This window comes from Aeromonas sp. s5 (genome assembly GCF_040907865.1).
GTDB lineage: Bacteria > Pseudomonadota > Gammaproteobacteria > Enterobacterales > Aeromonadaceae > Aeromonas > Aeromonas dhakensis.
Genome location: NZ_JBFOCO010000033.1, coordinates 648,709 through 670,810 on the forward strand (window position 1 = coordinate 648,709; position 22,102 = coordinate 670,810).

The window sequence follows — 22,102 nt, forward strand, 5'->3', positions numbered from 1 at the left end:
TCATTTCCAGTCGCAGCAATAGGCTGCGCGTGATGGTCTGCCCGTCGGTCGTGATGGGGCACTTGCCCCGACTTCCCGGTCAACTCTCTCCGGTAACGCTGGAGCGTCGTTGCCGACCCATGGGCCAGGATGGGGCAGGTGATTTCCTCCCGTTGTCAGCCAGTGGCTTGTGCAGCGATTCAAATGCCTTCACCATCCGGATGCATCGCGAGTAGTCATGACGCAGCTGACACTTTCCCCGTGTCAGCTGCGTTTTTATGAGTAGGGGTCCACGTCTGTCACGTCGCGCACCACATCGAATCGGTGCAAGGCCTGTATTCTCTGCTTGTATCCCTTCCGCCCCCTCTTGCTTCACTTGCCTGTACCTCGTTCGTGAGGGGGCTGATGCACCGCCGCTGGCGGCGCGTGCCGACAAAAAAGAACGCCAGCCTCGCGGCTGGCGTTATTTCTACGGACCTGGCGGATTATTTCAGGTCGAAACGGTCGTTGTTCATCACCTTGACCCAGGCCTTGACGAAGTCGCGCACGAACTTCTCCTTGCCATCTTGCTGGGCATAGACCTCGGCGTAGGCACGCAGCACCGAGTTGGAGCCAAACACCAGGTCAACCCGGGTGGCGGTCCACTTCACTGCGCCGCTCTGACGATCCACGATCTGGTAGCTGTTGCGGCCAGTCGGCTGCCAGCTATAGGCCATGTCGGTCAGGTTGACGAAGAAGTCGTTGCTGAGCACCCCGACCCGGTCGGTAAAGACGCCATGGGCCGAGCCGCCATAGTTGGTGCCAAGCACCCGCATACCGCCGACCAGCACTGTCATCTCGCGGGCGGTGAGCCCCAGCAGCTGGGCGCGGTCGAGCAGCATCTCTTCCGGCTGCACCTTGTAGTGTCCCTTCTGCCAGTTGCGGAAACCATCGTGCACCGGCTCCAGGAAGGCAAACGACTCGGCATCGGTCTGATCGGCACTGGCATCGCCGCGGCCCGGTGCAAAGGGGACGACGATATCAACGCCGGCCAGCTTGGCCGCCTGCTCTACCGCTGCGCTGCCGCCCAGCACAATCAGGTCGGCGATGCTGACCGGCTTGTTCAGGGTGGCTTGCAGGGCAGTCAGGGCGTTGAGCACCTTCTCGAGGCGAGTCGGTTCGTTGCCTTCCCACTCCTTCATCGGCGCAAGACGAATACGAGCACCGTTGGCTCCGCCGCGATAATCGGAGCCGCGGAAGGTGCGGGCACTGTCCCAGGCGGTGGCGATCAAATCGGCTGGCGCCACGCCGCAGGCCAGCAGCTTGCCCTTGAGCTCGCTCACCTCCTGCTCGGAGAGCTGGTAATTCACCGCCGGCACCGGATCCTGCCACACCATGACTTCGCTCGGCACTTCTGGCCCCAGATAGCGGCTGCGCGGCCCCATGTCACGGTGGGTCAGCTTGAACCAGGCGCGGGCAAAGGCGTCGGAGAAGAGGTCTTGATCCGCTGCGAAGCGCTCGGAGATCTCCCGGTAGACGGGGTCAAAGCGCAGTGCCATGTCTGCGTCCGTCATGATGGGGTTGCAGCGCAGGGAGGGGTCTTCCACGTCCACCGGGCGATCTTCCTCCTTGATGGCGACGGGCTCCCACTGCCAGGCACCGGCCGGGCTCTTCTTGAGCCACCAGTCATGGCCCAGCAGCATCTTGAAGTAGCCGTTGTCCCAGCGAGTCGGATTGCTGGTCCAGGCACCCTCGATCCCGCTGGTGACCGTGTCGCGGCCGATGCCGCGGCTCTCGTGGTTGATCCAGCCAAGCCCCTGTTCATGCACATCCGCCCCTTCTGGGGCGGGCCCCAATTTGGCAGCGCTGCCGTTACCGTGGGCCTTGCCGACAGTGTGGCCACCGGCGGTGAGGGCGACGGTCTCTTCGTCATTCATCCCCATGCGGGCAAAGGTGACGCGCATGTCGTGGGCGGTTTTCAGGGGATCAGGGTTGCCATCCACCCCTTCCGGGTTGACGTAAATAAGCCCCATCATCACCGCGGCCAGCGGGTTCTCCAGGTCCCGTTCACCACTGTAACGGCTCCCTTCACTGCCGCTCGGCGCCAGCCACTCTTTCTCGGAGCCCCAGTAGACATCTTTTTCCGGATGCCAGATGTCCTCGCGGCCACCGGCAAAACCAAAGGTCTTGAGCCCCATGGATTCATAAGCGACGTTGCCCGCCAGGATCATCAGGTCGGCCCAGGAGATCTTGTTGCCGTATTTCTGTTTGATGGGCCACAGCAGGCGGCGTGCCTTGTCGAGGTTGCCGTTGTCTGGCCAGCTGTTGAGGGGAGCGAAACGCTGGTTGCCGGTGTTGGCACCGCCACGGCCATCGGTGGCACGATAGCTGCCTGCGGAGTGCCAGGCCATACGGATCATCAGGCCGCCGTAGTGCCCCCAGTCGGCCGGCCACCAGGGCTGGCTGTCGGTCATCAGGGCATGGAGGTCGGTCTTGAGGGCGTCGTAATCGAGGCTGCTGAAGGCATCAGCATAATTGAAAGACTCATCCATCGGATTGGTCTTGCGGTCATGTTGGTGCAGGATGTCGAGGTTGAGGGCATTGGGCCACCAAACTTGAGGCTCCTGGCCGGCGGAAGTATTGGCTCCGTGTGCAAAAGGGCACTGACCGGCCCCATGAGTGTGTTTGTCCATTCACTATGTCCTCTTATTAACGTTATGACGGTGAAACAGTGCTCTTCGTTCCTAAGATCAATCTAACTCTGAAATAGCGTTACTGAACATAAGGTTAAAACTCTGGCATTCATCGGCAATGGCGATTGAAGATCAGCTTTCATGCGACAATTTCTGCTTGAACCACCCGTGACTCCCTTGCACACGAGAGCGCCGGCGTGCAGACATGCGCGTCATCTTTGGCTGCCTGTCAGTATGGTCAAATCGTGGAGACATAGATGATAGTTGAGCGTCGAACCGGCGCCTTGCCTCAGCCCGGTCATGGATGAGCGGGGGCGTGAAGAGTCTGCGCCTTATCGCAGGCTATCTGATCACGACTCTTTATTGAATACTCAATGTCTATAGCCTGAACCGAGGGCACCTGGTTGAATCGAATTGATGGCGGAGGGAGCTCTTCATTAAAAAGCCGGTCATGTTGATAGCCCGGGCAAGCAATCATGGCCGGGTTTTCGGCTGCGATTCTTATATGAAGGACATTGGCAAGGGAATAATGTGCAGGCGTGTCATGTTGACAGGTGTTGAGCACGGGTAAGCGCGTAAAAAGCAAAGAAGCCAGGAGTGCGATAGTCCTGCTTCTTTACTTTATGCGGCCTGATCTGGTGATGCTGGAGCAGGCTGTTCAACCGGCGTTGGCAAATTGACTGGCCACCTTGAGCCAGCGTCTATCTCAATGGCCTTTCTCCGATGGGGTCTATCTCCGTGCAATTCATCAATGGTCGCAGCGCCCCTTAACCCAGTAGATGGCGCGGGCATCTCTGTCCACTCTGGGGTGTCCCGTGGCCAGCAATCGGTAGGTATGCCCGGCCAGCAAGCTGGCCAGCTGGAAGTTCTTGTCGTCCTGATTGATGAGCAGGCTGGTGAAGATGGGGTCACGGCAAGTCAAAATGTCATGAAGCCGCGCCGTGTCGACGTTTTTGATCTGCCAGTCGCCGTACACCGAAAAGAGTCCCCGCTCGGTTTCACCAAAGTTCCAGCCGGCAATCCGGGCGCGCTGCTCGATGGGGATCTTCAGCAAGAAACGTTCTGTATCGCCTTTCATCGCTTTGGCGGCATCAATGGCGGGATAGGCCAGGGTAAATGCCAGCAAGAACATGATGCCGGATGCACTGGCCAGCAGGGTGGATCCCTCAATTTCACGCCAGCGCCACAACTGTTCGGCCGCGAAAATAAGCAATACCGCCGCCAGCACATGACGCCAGCCGAGGGTGCTGATGACGGAAAGGGTCTGGTCGGGGATCTCCACCGGCAGCAGCGGCAGGTAGAAAGGGGCCATGAGCAGGGCCAGAGCGAACAGGAACATGAACAGGGTCCAGCCACGGCCATAGCCATTCAGCCAGCGAGGCCAGCTGAGACTCAGTTGCCCGATCATCATGGCAAAGACCGGCATCAGCGGAAAGAGGTAGAGGGTCCGTTTGGTGGAGGCCACGCTGAGCAACAGCAGGGTGCCCACTGTCCAGATGAGCAGAAACAGGCGGGAGGCGCTCCACTGTTTCTGCCTGATGGTTTGCCAGCCCCAATAGAGCACGAGGGGTAGCCAGGGCAGGGTGTATTCAGTCAGCCCGGCAAGGTAGAAGAAGTATTCGCCGGACTTGATGTGGCCCAGTTCGGCGGCGCTGCCTGTCAACCTGCCCACCTGATTTTGCCAGAACCACTGTTGCCAGAGCGCGTCTCCCTCGGGATGTTGCCACAGGGCTAGCAGCCAGCCTGCAATGGGCATGACGAACAGCAGGCTCATGCCGAGGTGCTGCATTACGAAACGGCCTCCCTCGTTAGCGGCAAGATGACGCCTGAGTGCCGGGATGAACAGCGCCAGCCAGCCAAAGAAGAGGGTGATGGGGCCGATGGGCCCCTTGACCAGAAAACAGAGGGAGAGACCGAGCCCTGCGCACCAGAGCATCCGTGATCGAGCACCCAGGTACCATTCGGCGAATGCCCACATGGTGAAGGCGACGAAAAAGGCGAGGCTGGTGTCTACCCGGATCCAGTGGCTGTTCATGATGAAGCCTTCCATGGTTCCCAGTGCAATGACCGACCAGAGCGCCGCAGTGCCGGAACCCAATACCCGCTTGGCCAGCAGGCCGGTGAACAGCAGTGTGCCCAGGGCCCAGAGAGCCCCCACCAGACGAAGCGTTGCCGTGATGCCCAGGGTATCGTGCAGCAGGGCCAGCAAGGGGATGGCCAGAATGTAATAGAGTGGGGGTTTTTCGATGAAGCTGCTGCCGGCCAGGGTCGGGATAGCCAGCTCACGGCTGTTGAACATTTCCCAGGCGATGGCGGCTTCGCGAGGTTCGTCTGGCGTCCATAGCTGGTGGCCAAACTGACCCATCAGCACGATGACGAAGACCATGAGGAGCAAGGCACCGAGATGAGTCTCGACTGCGGGTCTAGTGGGCAGCATGAGACCCTCCTGACCGCATGAATTGAGGTTGCCTGTCGACCCTGTCGAAAAATGCATGGCGATGATGTGTCATGACAATATCCATATTTAATTTGTGTCACCAAAAATAAGAGATCGGCAGTCAACTGTAGTATCACAGCCATGGGGGAATGATAATGAGGAAGTTGTTACCAAATATTGCCTGTAAAAATAAAAATGGGGTACTGCTGTTCTGCTGTCAGGTTGGTTCGTCAACCTAAAAGACGGCTGCATTGAGGCCTGCTGCGGGGCTGACGTAGCTGTCACCGTGAGCTCGCGGGCGACATGACAGGCCTGATTCAAGACTTGCCTTGGTCACGCTCGCCATATTTTTTTAAATGGATATCTATTGTTTATAAATTTTTCAAGCGGCCATCATGTGCCTGACCCATTGTTGTTCATTATTGGTGATGCTCAGACGGTATCAATTTGATGATCGTGAATGGGCTGGCCATGTATTATTTTCAGTGTTGGAGAGGGGGTCGATAAATTAAATAAACAGGGAGGCTTGCCTCCCTGTTTAGTGTTTCAGCCAACGTGCTGATGCGCGATCCTCTTCGAGTCTTCACGCCAGCCAGCCGAGTGCAATGGCAAGGCGACCGCAAAGCGCAGCCAGCACAATGCCAAGCAGGGTACGCAGCAGCCAGATCACCACCAGTTGTCCCACACTCACCGGGATCCGGGTGGCCAGGATGCAGGGGATGGAGGCCGAGAAAAAGAGCACCGAGCTGACCGAGACCACGGCCGCGACATAGCGCACCAGCAAATCTGCATCCTTGAGCAGGATGGCCGGCAGGAACATCTCCGCCAGACCGGCCGAGAGCGCCTTGGCGGTAGCCAGCGGCTCTCCCAGATCGAGCAGCCAGGTGAGCGGCCAGAGCAGCCAGCCTATCAGATCGAACAGGGGGGTGTGCTGGGCCAGCAGCAGGCCCAGCAAACCGACCGACAGTATGGTCGGCACCACGGCGGCAGCCATGTGAAGACCGTCCCTGAGGTTGTCCCGCAGTTGGCTCAGCAAGGGTTCGGCCTGGCTGGATTGGGTGAGCCCGGCAGCCATGGCCGCTTGCCAGCGGCGTTGGCCGGCAGGCAAGGGTTCGTCGGTGTCGCCTTCATGAGCCATGGTGGCGATGGGAGGCACGCGCGCCAGGATGGCGGTGATGATGAAGGTGATGATCAGGGTGGACCAGAAGTAGAAATTCCACTGCGCCATCAGGCCAAGGGTCTTGGCCACGATGATCATGAAGGCGGCCGACACGGTAGAGAAGCCGGTGGCGATGATGACGGCTTCGCGCACCGTGTACTTGCCTGCCAGGAAAACCCGGTTGGTAATGAGCAGACCCACCGAGTAGCTGCCGACGAACGAGGCCACGGCATCAATGGCGGAGTGGCCTGGCGTGCGCCAGAGGGGACGCATCACGGGCTGCATCAATACGCCGATAAGCTCCAGCAGACCGAAGCCGAGCAAAAAGGTGAGGGCCATGGCGCCGATGGGCACGATGAGGCCCACCGACATGGCCAGCTTGTCGAACAGAAAAGGCAGTCGATCCGGGGTCATCAACCAGGCCGGCCCTATCCCGGTGACATAGATCAAGGCCACTCCCAAGCCCAGCAGCTTGAACAGGCTCAATACCCTATCGATGGGGCGCGCACGCCAGCGGCCATCGAGCAAAGGCATCACGGCACCATACCCGATCAGCAGCAGGATGAGGCCGGTCGCCAGGGGGCGTTGGGCTATCACCAGGCCGGCCAGATGATCCACCACTATGGTGCTGCGCCCCCCCAGCTCGACCGGAATGAAGAAGATGGCGATGCCCAGCAGACTGGTCAGCAGCAGCTTGATGCCTGCGCCTGGCTTCATGGGGGTTAACAGTAGGTTGTCCGATTCCATACCTGCTCCTTGCGGTGGGTGTCAGTCCGTGTGTCGGGTTGTTATTTGTATATACATTAAGTGTTTCAGGAGTGAATTAAACACAAAATTAACCAAAATGAAACACCTTGAGCGGCGACGACAGCGAGTAAGCGATGAGGTTGGCGGCAAAGGGAGTCGGTTGGATTTGATAAATGATCAGGGGCGCAGAGATCGGTCGGGCAGGGGGCCTGCATGGCCGAGGGCGAGAGGTGGCGGGCGCTTAGGCGTGGAGAGGCCCAGAATAACCAGGTCTGTGGAGTGACATAGTCGCGTTGATTGGCACCCCTGGGCAACTTGTCGCAGCAAATGGCATGAGAGGGCTGCTTTGTTGCACCATTGTCGCATCGATAGTGCCTGTGGCTTGCCACAGACAAGCACAACATCAGCGACAAAAATCATAAAAAACATTAACTTGGATTTAAGATTTTCGCTTTCGAGCTCTCTTATGTCGTTTCATCATTACTATTTATGGATCAGTTATAAAACCTTTGTTCATTTGACTACTTTTCGCGTTTCTCATTGCAGAGTAAGATGCCACTTCAATAAAAATAAGAAATTAGGAGTTCGGGTGTGAAGGCATTAGTAAAAGAAAGGGTATCGCCCTATATAAGCCAGTTATATGAGTGCGGTATTAATGATTCTGACATTAAGTTGGTGGTGGATCAGTTCCGCTCCGACGTGTCAGGCAGCTCGTCGCTGTTCTTGTTGCGGGATGACGACAAGAGCGACGGCATCAAGCTCTTTTCCAGTGGTTTGACCGAAGCCCAGCAGCAGTTCTATGTCCAGCACCATCGCCAGGATGTGTGGTTCAATCACTATCTGGACAAGGGCTGCCAGGGGATCGTCAGTGCCAACAGCCTCTCCAATTCGGCGGGTTTGCTGGCCAGTTTCGGCGCCCAGTTTGCGGCCGGCGGTGTCTGCCGGGTGAAGGGGCGGGGGCTGAGCAGCCTGTCTACCTATCGTGCGGCGACGCAGGATGATTTCAGCGCGCAGGAAATTTCTTCCCTTGGCGAAGTTTATTCTGGCCTGGCGGCCTGGAGCCAACATTATTGGAACTTGCTGGCCCTGGAAACCCAGAACTATCAGCTGCAACAGCTGGTAAAAAACCATAATAAACCCAGCGCCATCGTCGATGACAAAGGGCATATCCATTATTCCAACGTGGCCTTCAATCGTATTGCCGACGAGAACGTGGAACTGCGAGCGGGCAATGGTATTTTCTCGCTGCAAAATAAGGAGCAGCAGCGCCAGTTCAAAGAGATATTGAATGGCTTCGCCTATCTGCTGCCCGGCGCCAGCGCCTATATGTCCATTCCTCGTCAGCCCAATCTGCGGCCATTGCTGATCCAGTGCACCCTGATGAGCGGTCTCAATCGCTTCGAACGGTATGTGGAGGTGGTGCTGCGGGATCCCGAACACTCCTTCAACCCCGACATCGAAGCGCTGGCCAGCCTCTATCCGCTCACCATCGGCGAGAAAGAGCTGCTGGTGCTGATGAGCAAGGGTTACAGCAGCAACGACATCGCCGAGCTGCGTGGCGTCAAGGTGGAAACCGTGCGCTCGACCCTGAAAGGGGTGTTCAAGAAGACCGACTGCCACAGCCAGAACGAGCTGCTGCTGTTGCTGCAATCCATCTCCTGATCCATGCGAGCTATGCTTGGAGTGAGCCGGACATAGTGCCCGGCTCGCGCCTCCCGCCCGGGAGGCAGGTTGGGGGAACGCACGATGGAATCACTCAAGGCAAAGGATTACATGCAGACTCGTCCCATCACCTTCAGCGCGGAGATGATGGTGCAGGCGGCGGTGGAAAAGTTTCTCAACAGTCGCCAGCTTGGCGGCCCCGTGGTGGATGAACGGGGTCACCTGGTGGGTTGGGTGTCAGAGCAGGACTGTATCGCCGTCATGTTGAAAGAGGCCTATCACTGTGAACAGGTGGCCCAGGTCAGGGATGTGATGCGCAAGGAGGTGCTGGCCGTCGGCCCCGACACCAGCATCCTCGAGCTGGCCGAGATGATGATGGGACAAAAGCCCAAGATCTATCCGGTTGTGGAGGAGGGGCATCTGCTCGGGGTCATCAGCCGCCACGACGTGATGCAGGCCATCCACGCCCAGCTGGGGACCTGTTTCGTACACAAGGCTCGTGCCTGAGGACGCTGTTTTCACCTCGTCAGCACGTTGGCAGCACAGAGCAGGCACCATGCCTGCTCTATTTATTGCCGCATGGGGAATGCCGATGCCCGCTGTGATACAGGCCTCACCCCCCTCGGCGCCGCTTTAAGGCTTGCACCGTCCAGCCTCGCTCTTTAGGATCTCCCCCAGCTATCGATATGGCCCTTGATGGGCACTCTTTTAAGGAATTCGTACCTTGTCTCTCTCTATCGAGGCGCTGCGCCGCCGTCTATCTGCCTGCATGAACCTCGACGCCCGCCGTCTCTCCAGCCGGCTGCATGGTGTCAAGAAGCTGCCGGAAGCCAAGCAGGCCGCCGTGCTCGAGACCATTGCCGCCGACCTGGATGTGGCCGAGGCGCGCTACCAGTCCCGTCTGGCGGGCGTCCCCAGGGTCACCTATCCGGACAATCTGCCGGTCAGCCAGAAGCAGGCGGAAATCGCCAAGGCGATTCAAGAGCATCAAGTGGTGATCATTGCCGGGGAAACCGGCTCGGGCAAAACCACCCAGATCCCCAAGATCTGCCTGGCGCTGGGGCGCGGGGTGAAGGGCTTTATCGGCCACACCCAGCCGCGCCGTCTGGCGGCCCGTACCGTGGCGGCCCGTATCGCCGAGGAGATGGAGTCCGAGCTTGGCCACTACGTGGGTTACAAGGTGCGCTTTACCGATCAGGTGAGCGAGCAGACCCACATCAAGCTGATGACCGACGGTATCCTGCTGGCGGAGATCCAGAACGACCGGATGCTCACCCAGTACGACACCATCATCATCGATGAGGCCCACGAGCGCAGCCTCAACATCGACTTCATCCTGGGTTACTTGAAGCAACTGCTGCCGAGGCGCCCCGATCTGAAGGTCATCATCACCTCGGCCACCATAGACCCGCAGCGTTTCTCCCGCCACTTCAACAAGGCGCCGGTGATCGAGGTGTCTGGCCGCACCTACCCGGTGGAGGTGCGCTACCGCCCGCTGTTTGTTGATAAAAAAAGCAGTGACAAGAGCGAGGGGCTGGAGGAGCGCGACGAGCTGCAGGGGATCTTCGATGCAGTCGAAGAGCTGGCCCGCGAAGGGCTGGGAGATATCCTCATCTTCATGAACGGCGAGCGGGAGATCCGCGATACCGCCGATGCCCTGCGCAAGCTCAACCTGCGCGACACCGAGGTGCTGCCGCTCTACGCCCGCCTCTCCAACGCCGAGCAGAACAAGGTGTTCCAGCCCCACGCCGGGCGGCGCATCGTGCTCGCCACCAACGTGGCGGAGACCTCTCTCACCGTGCCGGGCATTCGTTACGTGATCGATCCAGGTACAGCCCGTATCAGCCGCTACTCCTGGCGTACCAAGGTACAACGCCTGCCCATCGAGCCAGTCTCCCAGGCCAGCGCCAACCAGCGTAAAGGGCGCTGCGGCCGGGTGGCGGACGGTATCTGTATCCGCCTCTACTCCGAGGAGGATTTCAACGGCCGTCCGGCCTTTACCGACCCCGAGATCCTGCGCACCAACCTGGCTTCCGTCATCCTGCAGATGCTGGCGCTCGGCCTTGGCAACATGGAGGCGTTCCCCTTCGTCGAGCCGCCGGAGTCACGCCATATCAAGGATGGTCTGACCCTCTTGAAAGAGCTGGAGGCGGTGCGCGAGCTGCCAGCCACCGGCGATCGCGAAGCCAAGCTGCAGCTGACCGAAATTGGTCGCCAGCTTTCGCGCATCCCCCTTGATCCGCGCCTGGCGAAGATGGTGATCAGCGCCGCGCAGACCGGCTGTTTGAGCGAGGTGATGGTGATCACCGCCGCCCTCAGCATTCAGGATCCCCGCGAGCGGCCCATGGAGAAGAAGCAGGCCGCCGACGAGCAGCACAGACGCTTTGAAGACAAGGAGTCCGACTTCCTCGCCTTCGTGAACCTGTGGAACTACCTGAAAGAGCAGCAGGATGCCCTTGGTAGCAACCCGTTCCGGCGCATGTGCCAGAAGGAGTTTCTCTCCTACCTGCGGGTGCGCGAGTGGCAGGACATTCACTTCCAATTGCGTCAGACGGTCAAAGAGCTGGGTTTTAAAGCCAACCAGGAGCCGGCGGATTTCAAGACGGTGCACTGCGCCCTGCTGACCGGCCTCTTGAGCCATATCGGCAACAAGGATCTGGAGAAGCCGGAGTTTCTCGGGGCCCGCAACGGCCGTTTCCACCTGTTCCCGGCCTCGGGCCTGTTCAAGAAACCGCCCAAGTGGGTGATGGCCGCAGAATTGGTGGAGACCTCCCGCCTCTACGCCCGCATCAACGCCAGGATTGAACCCGAGTGGGTGGAGCCGCTGGCGGGCCACCTCATCAAGCTGCACCACAGCGACCCCCACTGGTCGAAGAAGAACGGCGCCGTCATGGCCAAGGAGAAGGTGACCCTCTATGGCCTGACCCTGGTTGCCGAGCGCACCATCAACTTCAGCCGCATCGATCCGGCCCTGTGCCGCGAGCTGTTTATCCGCCGCGCCCTGGTGGAGGGGGATTTCGAGACCCGCCACCGCTTCTTCAGTGACAACCGCAAGCTGTTGGCCGAGGTGGAGGCGCTGGAGCACAAATCCCGTCGGCGCGACATTCTGGTGGATGACGAGGATCTGTTCCGTTTCTACGATGCCCGCTTGCCGGAGGAGGTGATATCAAGCCGCCACTTCGACAAGTGGTGGAAAGAGGCGCAGAAGCAGGACGCCGAGCTGCTCAACTTCGAAAAAGAGATGTTGATGAAGGGGGACGCGGCCCACATCAGCGATCTCGACTACCCCAACTTCTGGCAGCAGGGACGCCTCAAGCTCAAATTGACTTACCAGTTCGAACCGGGGGAGGCCGCCGATGGCGTGACCCTGCATATTCCGTTGCCGCTTCTGAACCAGGTGGAGGTGAAAGGGTTCGAGTGGCTGATCCCGGGGCTGCGTCATGAACTGTTGGTGGCCCTCATCAAGTCGATGCCAAAACCGATGCGCAAGAACTTCGTACCAGCGCCCAACTATGCCGATGCCCTGCTCGCCAGCATCAACCCCGAGCAGGGGCCGCTGCTGGATGAGATGGAGCGCCAGCTGCGGCGCATGACCGGCGTGGCCGTGCCCCGCGAATCCTGGGACTGGGCTGCGGTGCCCGATCACCTGAAACTCACCTTCCGGGTGGTGGACGACAAACACAAGAAGGTGGCGGAAGGCAAAGACCTGGAGGCATTGAAAGAGTCCCTGCGCGGCAAGGTGCAGGAGACCTTGTCACAAGTGGCGGACGACGATATCGAGCAGTCCGGCCTCACCCTGTGGAGCTTTGGCGAGCTGCCGAAGGAGTACAGCCAAAAGCGCAGCGGGTTTGAGGTGAAGGCCTATCCGGCCCTGGTGGATCAGAAGGATTCGGTGGCCATCCAGCTGGTGGAGAGCCCGGTGGTGCAGCAGCAGCTGATGTGGGCGGGCCAGCGTCGGCTGGTGCTGCTCAACGTGCCATCTCCCATCAAGTACCTGCAGGAGAAGCTGCCCAACAAGGCCAAGCTCGGGCTCTACTTCAATCCGTTTGGCAAGGTGGCGGAGCTTATCGATGACTGCATCGCCTGCGGCTGCGACAAGCTCATCGAGCAGCACGGCGGCATGGCCTGGGACGAGGCCGGCTTCGAGGCGCTCAAGGAGTACGTCCGCGCCGAGCTAAACGACGCCGTAGTGGAGGTAGCCAAACAGGTGGAAGCCGTGCTGACCCTCTCCCATGAGATCAAGAAGCGACTCAAGGGCAAGATGCAGCTCGACACCGCCTTTGCCATGTCCGACATCCAGCAGCAGCTCGGGAACCTCATTCACAAGGGGTTCGTGACCGAGACCGGCTGGCAGCGGCTGCCGGATCTCTTGCGCTATCTACGCGCCATTGAGCGGCGCCTCGAGAAACTGGCCATCGATCCCAACCGGGATAGGGTCTACATGCTCAAGGTGCACAGCGTGGAGTCGGAATACAAGGCGCTGCTGGCCAAGATCCCGAAATCCCAGCTGGTGCCCACCGAGGTGGCCAACATCCGCTGGATGATCGAGGAGCTGCGGGTGTCGTTCTTTGCCCAGAATCTGGGGACCCCCTATCCGGTCTCCGATAAACGGGTGCTAAACGCCATCGCCCAGTGCTAATCTGCTGAAGAGAAAGGCCGCGGGTGCGCTACCGGCTGCCTGGACGCTAACGGAGGAGCAAGGATGCTTGGATTCTGGTTAGGGATGGCGATGGTCAACATCAGTGGCTATCAGCCCATTGCCGAGCAAACCTGGGTACAGTTGAACCCGGAGTACTACCCGCTGCATCGGACCCCGCCCGCCATGTTCGTGGCCTGGCGGGGTAATCAATTTCCCACCCTCGAGCTCAAGAAGAAGAAGGGACGCTGGCAGGTGTTGTTTCCAGCCCGGCTGGTGCCCCCCTTCGATCTGTTCGAGGGGGAGGCCGAGCTCTCCAAAGCCTATCTGGCAAGATTGCGGCGCATCGACGAAGCGGCCTACGGGCTGGCACCCATTACCCCGGCGGCCTATCAACCTCATCCAACACAAGAGGTAGCGACCCTGGCCGTGCCCTTCATGGCGGAGTTTGCCGTGCCCCCATCACCGGGCCAGCCGAAAGCAAGTGAGCAAGGTGAACCCCTGCTGGCCTCCTTGTCGCAGCAGGCCAGCTGGCAGGCGCCTGCTACCCGGTTGGCGCAATTTGTGTCATCGCAGGGGGATGGGCAGGGGATGATGGTGCCTGTCAGCAACACGCTGACGCTGGCGGCGCCAGCGGCTGGCGGCAAGCGGGTCTGTCATCAGGTCGCCGCAGGGGAGACCCTCTGGCGCATCGCTGCCATGCTGGCCCAGAACGGGACCGTGACCGGGGTAGCGGGGGATACCTACAGCTATTTGCTGGCCATCGTCGATGACAACCAGGCGCTGATGGGTCAGGGCATCAAGGTGAAGGCGGGAGATACCCTCTACTGCCCGGCGCCGCAGACGCTGGCTCGTTTCGATGCCCTGAGTCCGGCCCAGCGATTGCAGCGTTTTGCCAGATTGGAACAGGGACGCTGAGGTCTCTTGTCACTGCTCGGGGGCCGTGATAGTATTCGCGCTCGTTTTGCGAGGTGCCGACCGGTCGCAGTCTGCACCATAAATTCATCTAAAAGAGATACATACTATGTCTTTCGTATTCCAAGCTGAAGTCCGTTCTGACCTGGGGAAAGGTGCGAGCCGCCGCCTGCGTCACGCTGACCAAGTTCCTGCCATCGTTTACGGTGCAGGCAAAGAAGCCGTGTCCATCACCGTTGACCACAAGAAATTAATCCTGGCCCAAGAAAAGCCGGAATTCTATGAGTCCGTACTGACTCTGGTTATCAACGGTGAAGAAGTTAACGTAAAAGTGAAAGCTATCCAGCGTCACCCGGTACGTTACAAGCTGCTGCACCTGGACTTCGTTCGCGTCTAATCGACCACGAACGTTCCTGTGAAGAGGCCACCCAATCGGGTGGCCTCTTTGTTTTTACGGCATTTTTTCCCGATAAAAATAAAATACTCAACTAGTGCTGTTAGTCTTTACTTGTAGGCATGATTGACAGCAGGACACCAATTGTGGTGCTCTGACATATATAAAGTATTCGAACAAGTCCAATCACGGGGTGGTGTTGACCGTCATGAAGGGAATCATACGGGGATATTTCCTGCTGTTCTCACCCATTCTGGTGCTGGTCCTGGTGGGGGGATACCTGCTGGGGGACGCACTGGTCGAGCGCGAGCTCTATCGTGTTCGCAGTGATGAGAGCACCTTCCTGGCGCTCGCCAGCAGTCGTCTCGATGACGAGCTGGCGGTGCCGTTGCGCCATGTGCGCAGCATGTCTGAAGAGCCCATTCTGCTCGAGGCGGCGGGCCGCGGCGAGCGTGACACCATGGCTGCCCAGTTTACCATTCTGATGAACCGCAATCCCGACTATGCCCAGGTGCGCTGGTTGGCGCCGGACGGTATGGAGCGGGTGCGTATCGATCGTCAGGGTCAGCATCTGCAGCGTGTGGCCGACGATCAGCTGCAAAACAAAGGGGAGCGTTACTATTTTCGCGATGCCATGGCGCTGCCCTGGGAGCGGGTTTACGTCTCTCCGCTCGATCTCAACGTCGAACACGGGGTGATCGATCGCCCCTTCAATCCCATGATCCGCATTGCCAAGCGCATGCGTCTGGGGGGCCGCGATCTGGGCTTGCTGCTTATCAACGTGCAGGCCGCTCGCATGCTCAAGGAGTTCACCAACAGCAGTGGCAAGGCCGCCGATCACTCCATGCTGCTCAATCAGGACGGTTATTGGCTGCGCAGCCCGGATCCGGCACAAGAGTGGGGGTTCATGCTCGAGCGCCCGGACCTCACCTTGAAGCAATCTTCTCCCCGGGCCTGGCAGGCATTCTGGGGCGCCTCGAGCGGCCAGGTTGAGCTGGCCGACGGGCTGTGGAGCTGGACCACCCTGTACCCGGCACTCAATCACGATCAGCTGATCTGGAAAGCCGCTTCCATGGTGCCACGCAGCGAGCTGCTGGCCATCCGTACTCACATCTGGGGGCTCATCTCGGCCAGCTGCGCCACCTTGCTGTTGCTGTTCGGTGCCGGAGTGGCCTCGCTGGTGCACAGTCGGCATCGGGAGCAGTTGGCACAGCAGGAGGCGGCCAGGCTCGCGCGGGTCAAAGGGGATTTCATCGCCAACATGAGCCACGAGATCCGTACCCCCATGAATGCCATCATGGGGCTGACCTACCTGCTCGAGCAGGGAGGGCTTGACGATGGCCAGCGGGCCCTGGTGCGCAAGATCCACCAGGCCGGGCAGGCACTGCTCGGGATCATCAACGACATCCTCGATTTCTCCAAGATTGAGTCGGGCCGGCTCGAGCTCGAGCAGGTGCCATTCAGTCTGGAAGAGGTACTCGATCACGTGGCGGCCATCATGTCCACCTGCGTGGGCGAAAAACACCTCGAGCTGGTGGTGAGCAGTGCCCCCGAGCGGGCCACTCACCTGATTGGGGATGCCTTGCGCCTCGAACAGGTGTTGCTCAACCTGACCGGCAACGCCATCAAGTTCACCGAGCGCGGGGAGGTGGAGGTCAAGGTCGAGCTGGAAGCCGAGCAAGACGGCACGGCTACCTTGCTGTTTCGGGTGCGCGACACCGGGATCGGCATTCCTCCCGAGCAGCAGGCCAACATCTTCAATGCCTTCTCCCAGGCCGACTCCTCCACCAGCCGCCGTTTTGGCGGAACCGGGCTTGGCCTGACCATCAGCCGCCGTCTGGTGAGCCTGATGGGGGGCGACATCGGTGTCACCAGCGAACTGGGCAAGGGGAGCGAATTCTGGTTCCGTGTCCGGCTGGCTCAGGTAGAGCGACCCGAGGTCTTCCACGAGCGCCTGCAGCACGTCTCGTTGCTTATCGCCGACGACAACCAGGTGACCCGCGATACCCTGTCGATGACGGTGGGCTCCCTCGGCTGGCAGTCACGGGTGGTGGAGTCGGGCGAGCAGGCCTTGCATCATCTGCTGCGCCAGGGGGAGCGTTTCGACGTGATCCTGCTCGACTGGATGATGCCGGGCATGGACGGGCTCGAGACCTGCGTGGCCATTCGCCGTGCCTTCGAGCAGCAGGATCGCTCGCCGATCATCATCATGGCGACCGCCTATTCCCAGGAAGAGTTGATGCGCCGCCCCGGCTCGGAGCTGGTGGATCTGGTGCTGCACAAGCCAGTCACCGGCTCCAGTCTCTACAATGCGGTGGCGCGCCTCATTCACGAGAAGCGCGAACATGTGGAGCCGCTGGAAAGCGGTCAGCGCCATCAGCGTCTGCCGGACGTGCACATACTGCTGGTCGATGACAGCGACATCAACCTGGAGGTGGCAACCCGCTTGCTGCAGCGGGAGGGGGCCGTGGTGATCACCGCCATCGACGGAGAGCGGGCTTTGGCCTGTCTTGCCGACTCGGCGCAGCGCATCGATCTGGTGCTCATGGACGTGCAGATGCCGGTGATGGATGGCTACGAGGCGACCCGTCGTCTGCGCCAGCTGCCGGGACGGGAGGATATCCCCGTGCTGGCACTCACCGCCGGGGTGTTCAAGGATCAGCGCGAGGCAGCGCTGGCCTCTGGCATGAACGACTTTATCGCCAAGCCGCTCGACGTGGAGCAGCTCATCGTAACCCTGCTGCGCTACCTGCCCGACAGTGTGGCGCCGCTCACGGTCAGCGACGCGCCGCCAGCCCAGGAGCCGGTGGCCGGCATCGACATCGATACCGGCCTGCGCAACTGGGGCGAGGCGTCGGTTTATCTCAAATACCTGCGGCGTTTTCGCGATGACTACATGACGGTCGGTACCGTGCTGCCGGGTTACATCGCCCAGCACGAGACGGACGCTGCCGCGAGCCTGACCCACAAGCTCAAGGGGGTGGCGGGCAGCCTGTCGCTCACCGATGTGGCGCGCATCAGTGCGGAATTGAACGAGGCCATCGAACAGGGGGGAGACACCAGTCAGCTCATCGCCCCCTTGCTCGAGGCGCTGGAGCGGGCGCAGCAGGCCATTGACATCTATGCCGGGCGCGAGCCAGGTGCCGTCAGCTCCCCGCTGGCGCAGGGGGAGGCGCAGGAGGTGTGCCTGCACGCCCTGCGTCAGGCCCTCATGAGCGAGGATTTGGAGCTGATCGAGCCTGCGCTGGGTCAGGCCAAGAGTTACTTGCCCACTGAGCTGGTGAGCGAGATCAGTGCGGCCCTGGAGCTGTTCGACATTCAGCTTGCCACCTGCAAGCTGGAGGATTATCTGGAGAATCGGGAGGCACCTGGATCATGAACCGACCGCGTGTGCTGATCATCGACGACGAGCCGAGCAACCTCGGGCTGCTGCGACAAATCCTCAAGGAGGAGTACAGCCTCTTCTTCGCCAAGGGAGGCGAGGAGGGGCTGGCCGCCGTGGCGCGCCACGAGCCCGCCCTGATCCTGCTTGACGTGCGTATGCCTGACATGGATGGCTACGAGGTGTGCCGCCGGCTCAAGGCCGATCCTGCCCACGCCGGGATCCCGGTGCTGTTTATCACGGCGAGCGACAACGCAGACAGCGAGAGCCAGGGGTTCGAGGCGGGCGGGGTGGATTATATCTACAAGCCGGTCTGCCCGAGCACGGTGCGCGCCCGGGTGCGCAACCACCTCTCTCTGGTGCGACTCGATCAGCTCGAGCACAGCTACCGCACTGCCATCGTGATGCTGAGCGAAGCGGGTCACTACAACGACACCGACACCGGGGTACATATCTGGCGCATGGCCGCCTACGCCCGCGCGCTGGCCAGTGCGGCGGGCTGGAGTCCGGAGCAGTCGGAGCTGCTGGAGCTGGCGGCCCCCATGCACGACATGGGCAAGATTGGGATCCCCGATCACATCCTCAAGAAGCCCGGTCCTCTCACCGAAGAGGAGTGGGTCATCATGCGTACCCACCCGCGCATCGGCTATGAGATCTTGAGCCGCTCAGACGCCCCCATCTTTCGGATGGCGGCGGAGATAGCCCTGCATCACCACGAGAAGTGGGATGGCTCGGGTTACCCCGCAGGGGAGACCGGCGAAGGGATCCCCGAGGCGTCGCGGATCGTGGCCATCGCCGATGTGTTTGATGCCCTGAGCGTGCGTCGCCCTTACAAGGAGCCCTGGCCGCTGGAGCAGGTGCTGGCCACGCTGCGTGACGGTGCCGGCCAGCACTTCGATCCCCGGCTGCTCGCCCGTTTTCTCGAGATCATGCCGGAGATCTTGCGCCTCAAGAGCCAATGGGACACCCGCGAGGAGCGGGAGATCACCAGATAGGTTGCGTCAGGTAGGGATTGTTTGCCTTCTCGCGGCCGAACGTCGAGCTGGGGCCGTGCCCCGGAATGAAGACGATGTCGTCCCCCAGCGGCAGCAGGGTCTCGGTGATCGACTTGATCAGCGTCCCGTGATCCCCGCGCGGGAAGTCGGTCCGACCTATGCTGCCGGCAAACAGCACATCGCCCACCCAGGCAAGTTGCTCGGCCTGGCTGAGCAGCACCACATGGCCCGGGGTGTGACCCGGGCAGAAATAAACCTCCAGCTCGCTCTTGCCAACCTGCACCTTGTCACCCTGTTCGAGCCAGCTATCCGGTGTAAAGGCCGGAGTATGGGCAAAGCCGAACATCTGGCTCTGCTGGGGCAGCATGTCGAGCCAGAAGGCATCTTCCCTGTGGGGGCCTGTGATGGTGACGCCGGTTCTGTCGCGCAGCTCGGCGGCGGCGCCCACGTGATCCAGATGACCGTGGGTCAGCAGAATGTGGGTGAGGGTCAGCCCCCGTTTGGCGATGGCGGCCAGCAGCTTGTCCGCCTCTCCGCCCGGATCGATGAGGGCGGCCTGATGGGTCTCGTCGCACCAGATGAGGGAGCAGTTCTGGGCAAACTGGGTGACCGGGATCACCTCGAATTTCAACATATGGGGTCCTCTTGTACCGTGAAGATCAGGCACGCTGCTGGGCAAAGAAGTCGAGGCAGGCCTGCTTGTCACCCTGGAAGATGACGCGCTCGCGCTTGTTGCCAAGCTGGTAGAGATACATGGGGTCGTAGTAGCGGGTCAGCAGCAGAGTGATCCAGGCCAGGTGCAGTTCGGTGTGGCCACTGCGGCCTTGCTCTTCGAGGGCCACTTGCATCAACTGATCCAGCTCGCGATGGGCCTGATCGCCGAGCCGGCGCTTGAGTCTGGCCAGGGCATCGGTGAGGTAGGCGGCAAACAGCGGCCAGCCCTCTTCGGCGCCGAAACGCTCCTCATAACGCAGCCAGAGATCATGTACATAGTCCTGGCGGATCTGCTCGGCGCGCTCCTCTTGCGGCACCTCGACCACCACCAGCGGGGCCTGGCTCATGGTGTCAAACAGCGAATTGGGCAGGCAGCAGCGGCCGATGAGGCGGCTTTCGTCTTCCACCACGAAACGCTGCTCCCCCTGCTGGCGGCGCTTGAGCAGCTCGATGGCCATGTTGTTTTCAAAGTTGATGTTGCTGGGCTGGCCGCCAGGCAGCTGACCAAAGGACGACCCCCTGTGGTGGGCGTGCCCCTCCAGATCCAGCGCCTGGGCCACCTTGGCCAGCATGTGGGTCTTGCCGGAGCCGGTCATGCCGGTCAGCACGCTCCAGTGGCACTCGGCTGCCGCCCCGTCGAGCGTGTCGATGAGGAAGCGGCGCAGATCCTTGTAGCCACCGGCCACCCGCGGGCGGGTGACCCCCGCCTCATGCAGCCACTGCTGCACCGTTTGCGAGCGCAGACCGCCGCGAAAGCAGTAGAGCACGGCATCCGGCTGCCGGCGCAGCTGGGCCAGCCAGCCTTCGAGGCGTTCGGCCCGCACCGCGCCACCGACCAGTTGATGGCCCAGTGCGATGGCGGCCGCCTGCCCCTGCTGCTTGAAGCAGGTACCGACCTGGGCCCGCTCATCATCCGTCATCAATGGCAGATTGGTCGAGCAGGGGAAGGCCCCCTCCTTGAACTCGATGGGGGCGCGCAGGTCGATGAGCGGAACGTCATCCAGAAAAATCCGGGCGTAATCCGTGGCCAGTGGCAGTGCACTCATTGGACAACCTCGATGAACTGGTTGCCGGTTTGGGTCTGCAGCTGGCCGATGGGGGAGAGGGTCAGCCCTGCCTGTGCGGCAATGGCGAGGAGCTCGGCTTCACTTTCTTTACCGACGGCTACCAGCAGGCCGCCGCTGGTCTGCGGATCGCACAGGATGTTGCGGGTGCGATCGTCCATGGCGTCCAGCTTGGCACCATAGGAGTCAAAATTGCGCAGGGTACCGCCCGGTACGCAGCCCTCGCTCAGGTAGTAATCCACCTCGTCCAGCAGCGGCAGCGCCTTGAAGTCCAGGCGGGCACTGACGCCGGAACCTTCGCACATCTCCAGCAGATGGCCGGCCAGACCAAAGCCGGTCACGTCGGTCATGGCGTGCACGCCGGGCAGTTCGGCAAAGCGCTGGCCGATCTTGTTGAGGGTGCACATGGCGTTGGGGGCCAGCTGCTCGTGCTCGGGCTTGAGTTTGCCCTTTTTCTGGGCGGTGGTGAGGATGCCGATGCCAAGCGGCTTGGTCAGATAGAGGGTGTCACCCACCTTGGCGGTGTCGTTCTGCTTGATGGCGTTGAGCGGCACGATACCGGTCACCGCGAGGCCGAAGATGGGCTCGGGGGCATCGATGCTGTGGCCGCCGGCCAGAGAAATTCCTGCTTCGTGGCACACCTGGCGGCCGCCGTCGATCACCTGTTGGGCCACTTCGGCCGGCAGGGTGTTGATGGGCCAGCCGAGGATGGCGATGGCGACGATGGGTTTGCCGCCCATGGCGTAGATGTCGCTGATGGCGTTGGTGGCGGCGATGCGGCCGAAGGTGAAGGGATCATCGACGATGGGCATGAAGAAGTCGGTGGTGGAGACAATGCCCTGACCGTTGCCGATATCGACTACGGCCGCGTCATCCTTGCTGCTGTTGCCGACCACCAGGGTCGGGTCGTCAAAGCCGGGGATCTGGCTCTTGAGAATGGTGTCGAGCACCTTGGGAGAGATTTTGCAGCCGCAGCCAGCGCCGTGGCTGTATTGGGTCAGACGAATGGAAGACATACTTTCCCCTTGTGTGTGCAAACGTGCGTGTACAAACAAAATAAGTGCAGCGGCTCTGCGGAGCCGTCAAATGTGCGCATACGCGCGAAACTTGGGTGGCCCAGGCTGGCTGTGAGCGCAGCGATGCAAGGCTTGCCGTGCAAGACAGCCTGGCAGGACGGGGGAGGAGGGGCGACATCGCGCCGGCGCAGCCCCGCCAAGGTCCACAGGACGGGCCATTATGCCACAAATGGCCGCTCTGGTTCGAACTGGAATTCACACAAAGCACAGGGGATTGGCGGGTTTAGAGGAAGGGCGCCGCCTTCGCCATGACGCCGGCAAGGCCTCCCC

General features: G+C 60.8%; 13 protein-coding genes. 7 read left to right on the forward strand and 6 right to left on the reverse strand.

What is annotated here, in order from left to right:
• Positions 1 to 464: 464 nt before the first annotated feature.
• From katG to AB5Y94_RS22305, 3 genes are all read right to left on the reverse strand, one after another.
• Positions 465 to 2,651: a catalase/peroxidase HPI gene (katG, locus tag AB5Y94_RS22295; protein WP_368206616.1), complete on the reverse strand. Its 2,187-nt coding sequence runs from the start codon at positions 2,649 to 2,651 to the stop codon at positions 465 to 467.
• 748 nt (positions 2,652 to 3,399) lie between these two features.
• Positions 3,400 to 5,088: an ArnT family glycosyltransferase gene (locus tag AB5Y94_RS22300; protein ID WP_368206617.1), complete on the reverse strand. Its 1,689-nt coding sequence runs from the start codon at positions 5,086 to 5,088 to the stop codon at positions 3,400 to 3,402.
• A 583-nt stretch (positions 5,089 to 5,671) separates the two neighbouring features.
• A complete protein-coding gene (locus tag AB5Y94_RS22305; protein WP_368206618.1) occupies positions 5,672 to 6,994 on the reverse strand; it encodes a YjiH family protein in 1,323 nt (440 codons plus the stop codon).
• 591 nt (positions 6,995 to 7,585) lie between these two features.
• On the opposite strand from AB5Y94_RS22305, the gene AB5Y94_RS22310 reads away from it, so the two are divergent.
• The 7 genes from AB5Y94_RS22310 to AB5Y94_RS22340 all read left to right on the forward strand — a co-directional run bounded on the left by AB5Y94_RS22310 (position 7,586) and on the right by AB5Y94_RS22340 (position 18,978).
• Positions 7,586 to 8,656: a transcriptional regulator gene (locus AB5Y94_RS22310; RefSeq protein ID WP_005301015.1), complete on the forward strand. Its 1,071-nt coding sequence runs from the start codon at positions 7,586 to 7,588 to the stop codon at positions 8,654 to 8,656.
• 84 nt (positions 8,657 to 8,740) lie between these two features.
• Positions 8,741 to 9,163, forward strand: coding sequence for a CBS domain-containing protein (locus AB5Y94_RS22315; protein WP_005301012.1), 423 nt, complete (start codon positions 8,741 to 8,743; stop codon positions 9,161 to 9,163).
• Between the two features lie 217 nt (positions 9,164 to 9,380).
• On the forward strand, positions 9,381 to 13,295 hold the full coding sequence (gene hrpA / locus AB5Y94_RS22320) for an ATP-dependent RNA helicase HrpA (RefSeq protein WP_368206619.1): 3,915 nt from the start codon (positions 9,381 to 9,383) through the stop codon (positions 13,293 to 13,295).
• A gap of 63 nt (positions 13,296 to 13,358) precedes the next feature.
• Positions 13,359 to 14,210, forward strand: a complete 852-nt coding sequence (locus tag AB5Y94_RS22325) for a hypothetical protein (protein ID WP_368206620.1) — start codon at positions 13,359 to 13,361, stop codon at positions 14,208 to 14,210.
• Positions 14,211 to 14,316: 106 nt separating this feature from the next.
• Complete coding sequence (gene rplY, locus AB5Y94_RS22330; RefSeq protein ID WP_368206621.1) at positions 14,317 to 14,604, forward strand: 50S ribosomal protein L25; 288 nt, start codon at positions 14,317 to 14,319, stop codon at positions 14,602 to 14,604.
• A gap of 205 nt (positions 14,605 to 14,809) precedes the next feature.
• Entirely contained in the window at positions 14,810 to 17,980 is a 3,171-nt protein-coding gene (locus AB5Y94_RS22335) for a response regulator (RefSeq protein ID WP_368206622.1), read from the forward strand.
• Positions 17,977 to 18,978 carry an HD domain-containing phosphohydrolase gene (locus tag AB5Y94_RS22340; RefSeq protein ID WP_010633956.1) on the forward strand — a complete coding sequence of 334 codons (1,002 nt, stop codon included), beginning with the start codon at positions 17,977 to 17,979 and terminating at the stop codon, positions 18,976 to 18,978. The genes AB5Y94_RS22335 and AB5Y94_RS22340 overlap by 4 nt, the downstream gene beginning before the upstream one ends.
• Here the strand turns inward: AB5Y94_RS22340 and AB5Y94_RS22345 are convergent.
• From AB5Y94_RS22345 to selD, 3 genes are read right to left on the reverse strand one after another with little or no spacing between them, the layout of a single operon-like run.
• A complete protein-coding gene (locus AB5Y94_RS22345) occupies positions 18,968 to 19,612 on the reverse strand; it encodes an MBL fold metallo-hydrolase (RefSeq protein ID WP_368206623.1) in 645 nt (214 codons plus the stop codon). The genes AB5Y94_RS22340 and AB5Y94_RS22345 overlap by 11 nt on opposite strands.
• 25 nt (positions 19,613 to 19,637) lie before the next feature.
• A complete protein-coding gene (gene mnmH, locus AB5Y94_RS22350) occupies positions 19,638 to 20,738 on the reverse strand; it encodes a tRNA 2-selenouridine(34) synthase MnmH (protein WP_017784306.1) in 1,101 nt (366 codons plus the stop codon).
• Positions 20,735 to 21,772 (reverse strand): selenide, water dikinase SelD, encoded by a 1,038-nt coding sequence (gene selD / locus AB5Y94_RS22355; protein ID WP_368206624.1) that lies wholly within the window; start codon positions 21,770 to 21,772, stop codon positions 20,735 to 20,737. The genes mnmH and selD overlap by 4 nt, the downstream gene beginning before the upstream one ends.
• Positions 21,773 to 22,102: the final 330 nt, after the last annotated feature.

Excerpts from the sequence above, each read along its gene's own strand:
- katG (WP_368206616.1), bottom strand. The coding sequence starts at position 2,651 with ATGGACAAACACACTCATGGGGCCGGTCAGTGCCCTTTTGCACACGGA.
- AB5Y94_RS22300 (WP_368206617.1), bottom strand. The coding sequence starts at position 5,088 with ATGCTGCCCACTAGACCCGCAGTCGAGACTCATCTCGGTGCCTTGCTC.
- AB5Y94_RS22305 (WP_368206618.1), bottom strand. The coding sequence starts at position 6,994 with ATGGAATCGGACAACCTACTGTTAACCCCCATGAAGCCAGGCGCAGGC.
- AB5Y94_RS22315 (WP_005301012.1), top strand. The coding sequence starts at position 8,741 with ATGGAATCACTCAAGGCAAAGGATTACATGCAGACTCGTCCCATCACC.
- AB5Y94_RS22325 (WP_368206620.1), top strand. The coding sequence starts at position 13,359 with ATGCTTGGATTCTGGTTAGGGATGGCGATGGTCAACATCAGTGGCTAT.
- rplY (WP_368206621.1), top strand. The coding sequence starts at position 14,317 with ATGTCTTTCGTATTCCAAGCTGAAGTCCGTTCTGACCTGGGGAAAGGT.
- AB5Y94_RS22335 (WP_368206622.1), top strand. The coding sequence starts at position 14,810 with ATGAAGGGAATCATACGGGGATATTTCCTGCTGTTCTCACCCATTCTG.
- AB5Y94_RS22340 (WP_010633956.1), top strand. The coding sequence starts at position 17,977 with ATGAACCGACCGCGTGTGCTGATCATCGACGACGAGCCGAGCAACCTC.
- AB5Y94_RS22345 (WP_368206623.1), bottom strand. The coding sequence starts at position 19,612 with ATGTTGAAATTCGAGGTGATCCCGGTCACCCAGTTTGCCCAGAACTGC.
- mnmH (WP_017784306.1), bottom strand. The coding sequence starts at position 20,738 with ATGAGTGCACTGCCACTGGCCACGGATTACGCCCGGATTTTTCTGGAT.
- selD (WP_368206624.1), bottom strand. The coding sequence starts at position 21,772 with ATGTCTTCCATTCGTCTGACCCAATACAGCCACGGCGCTGGCTGCGGC.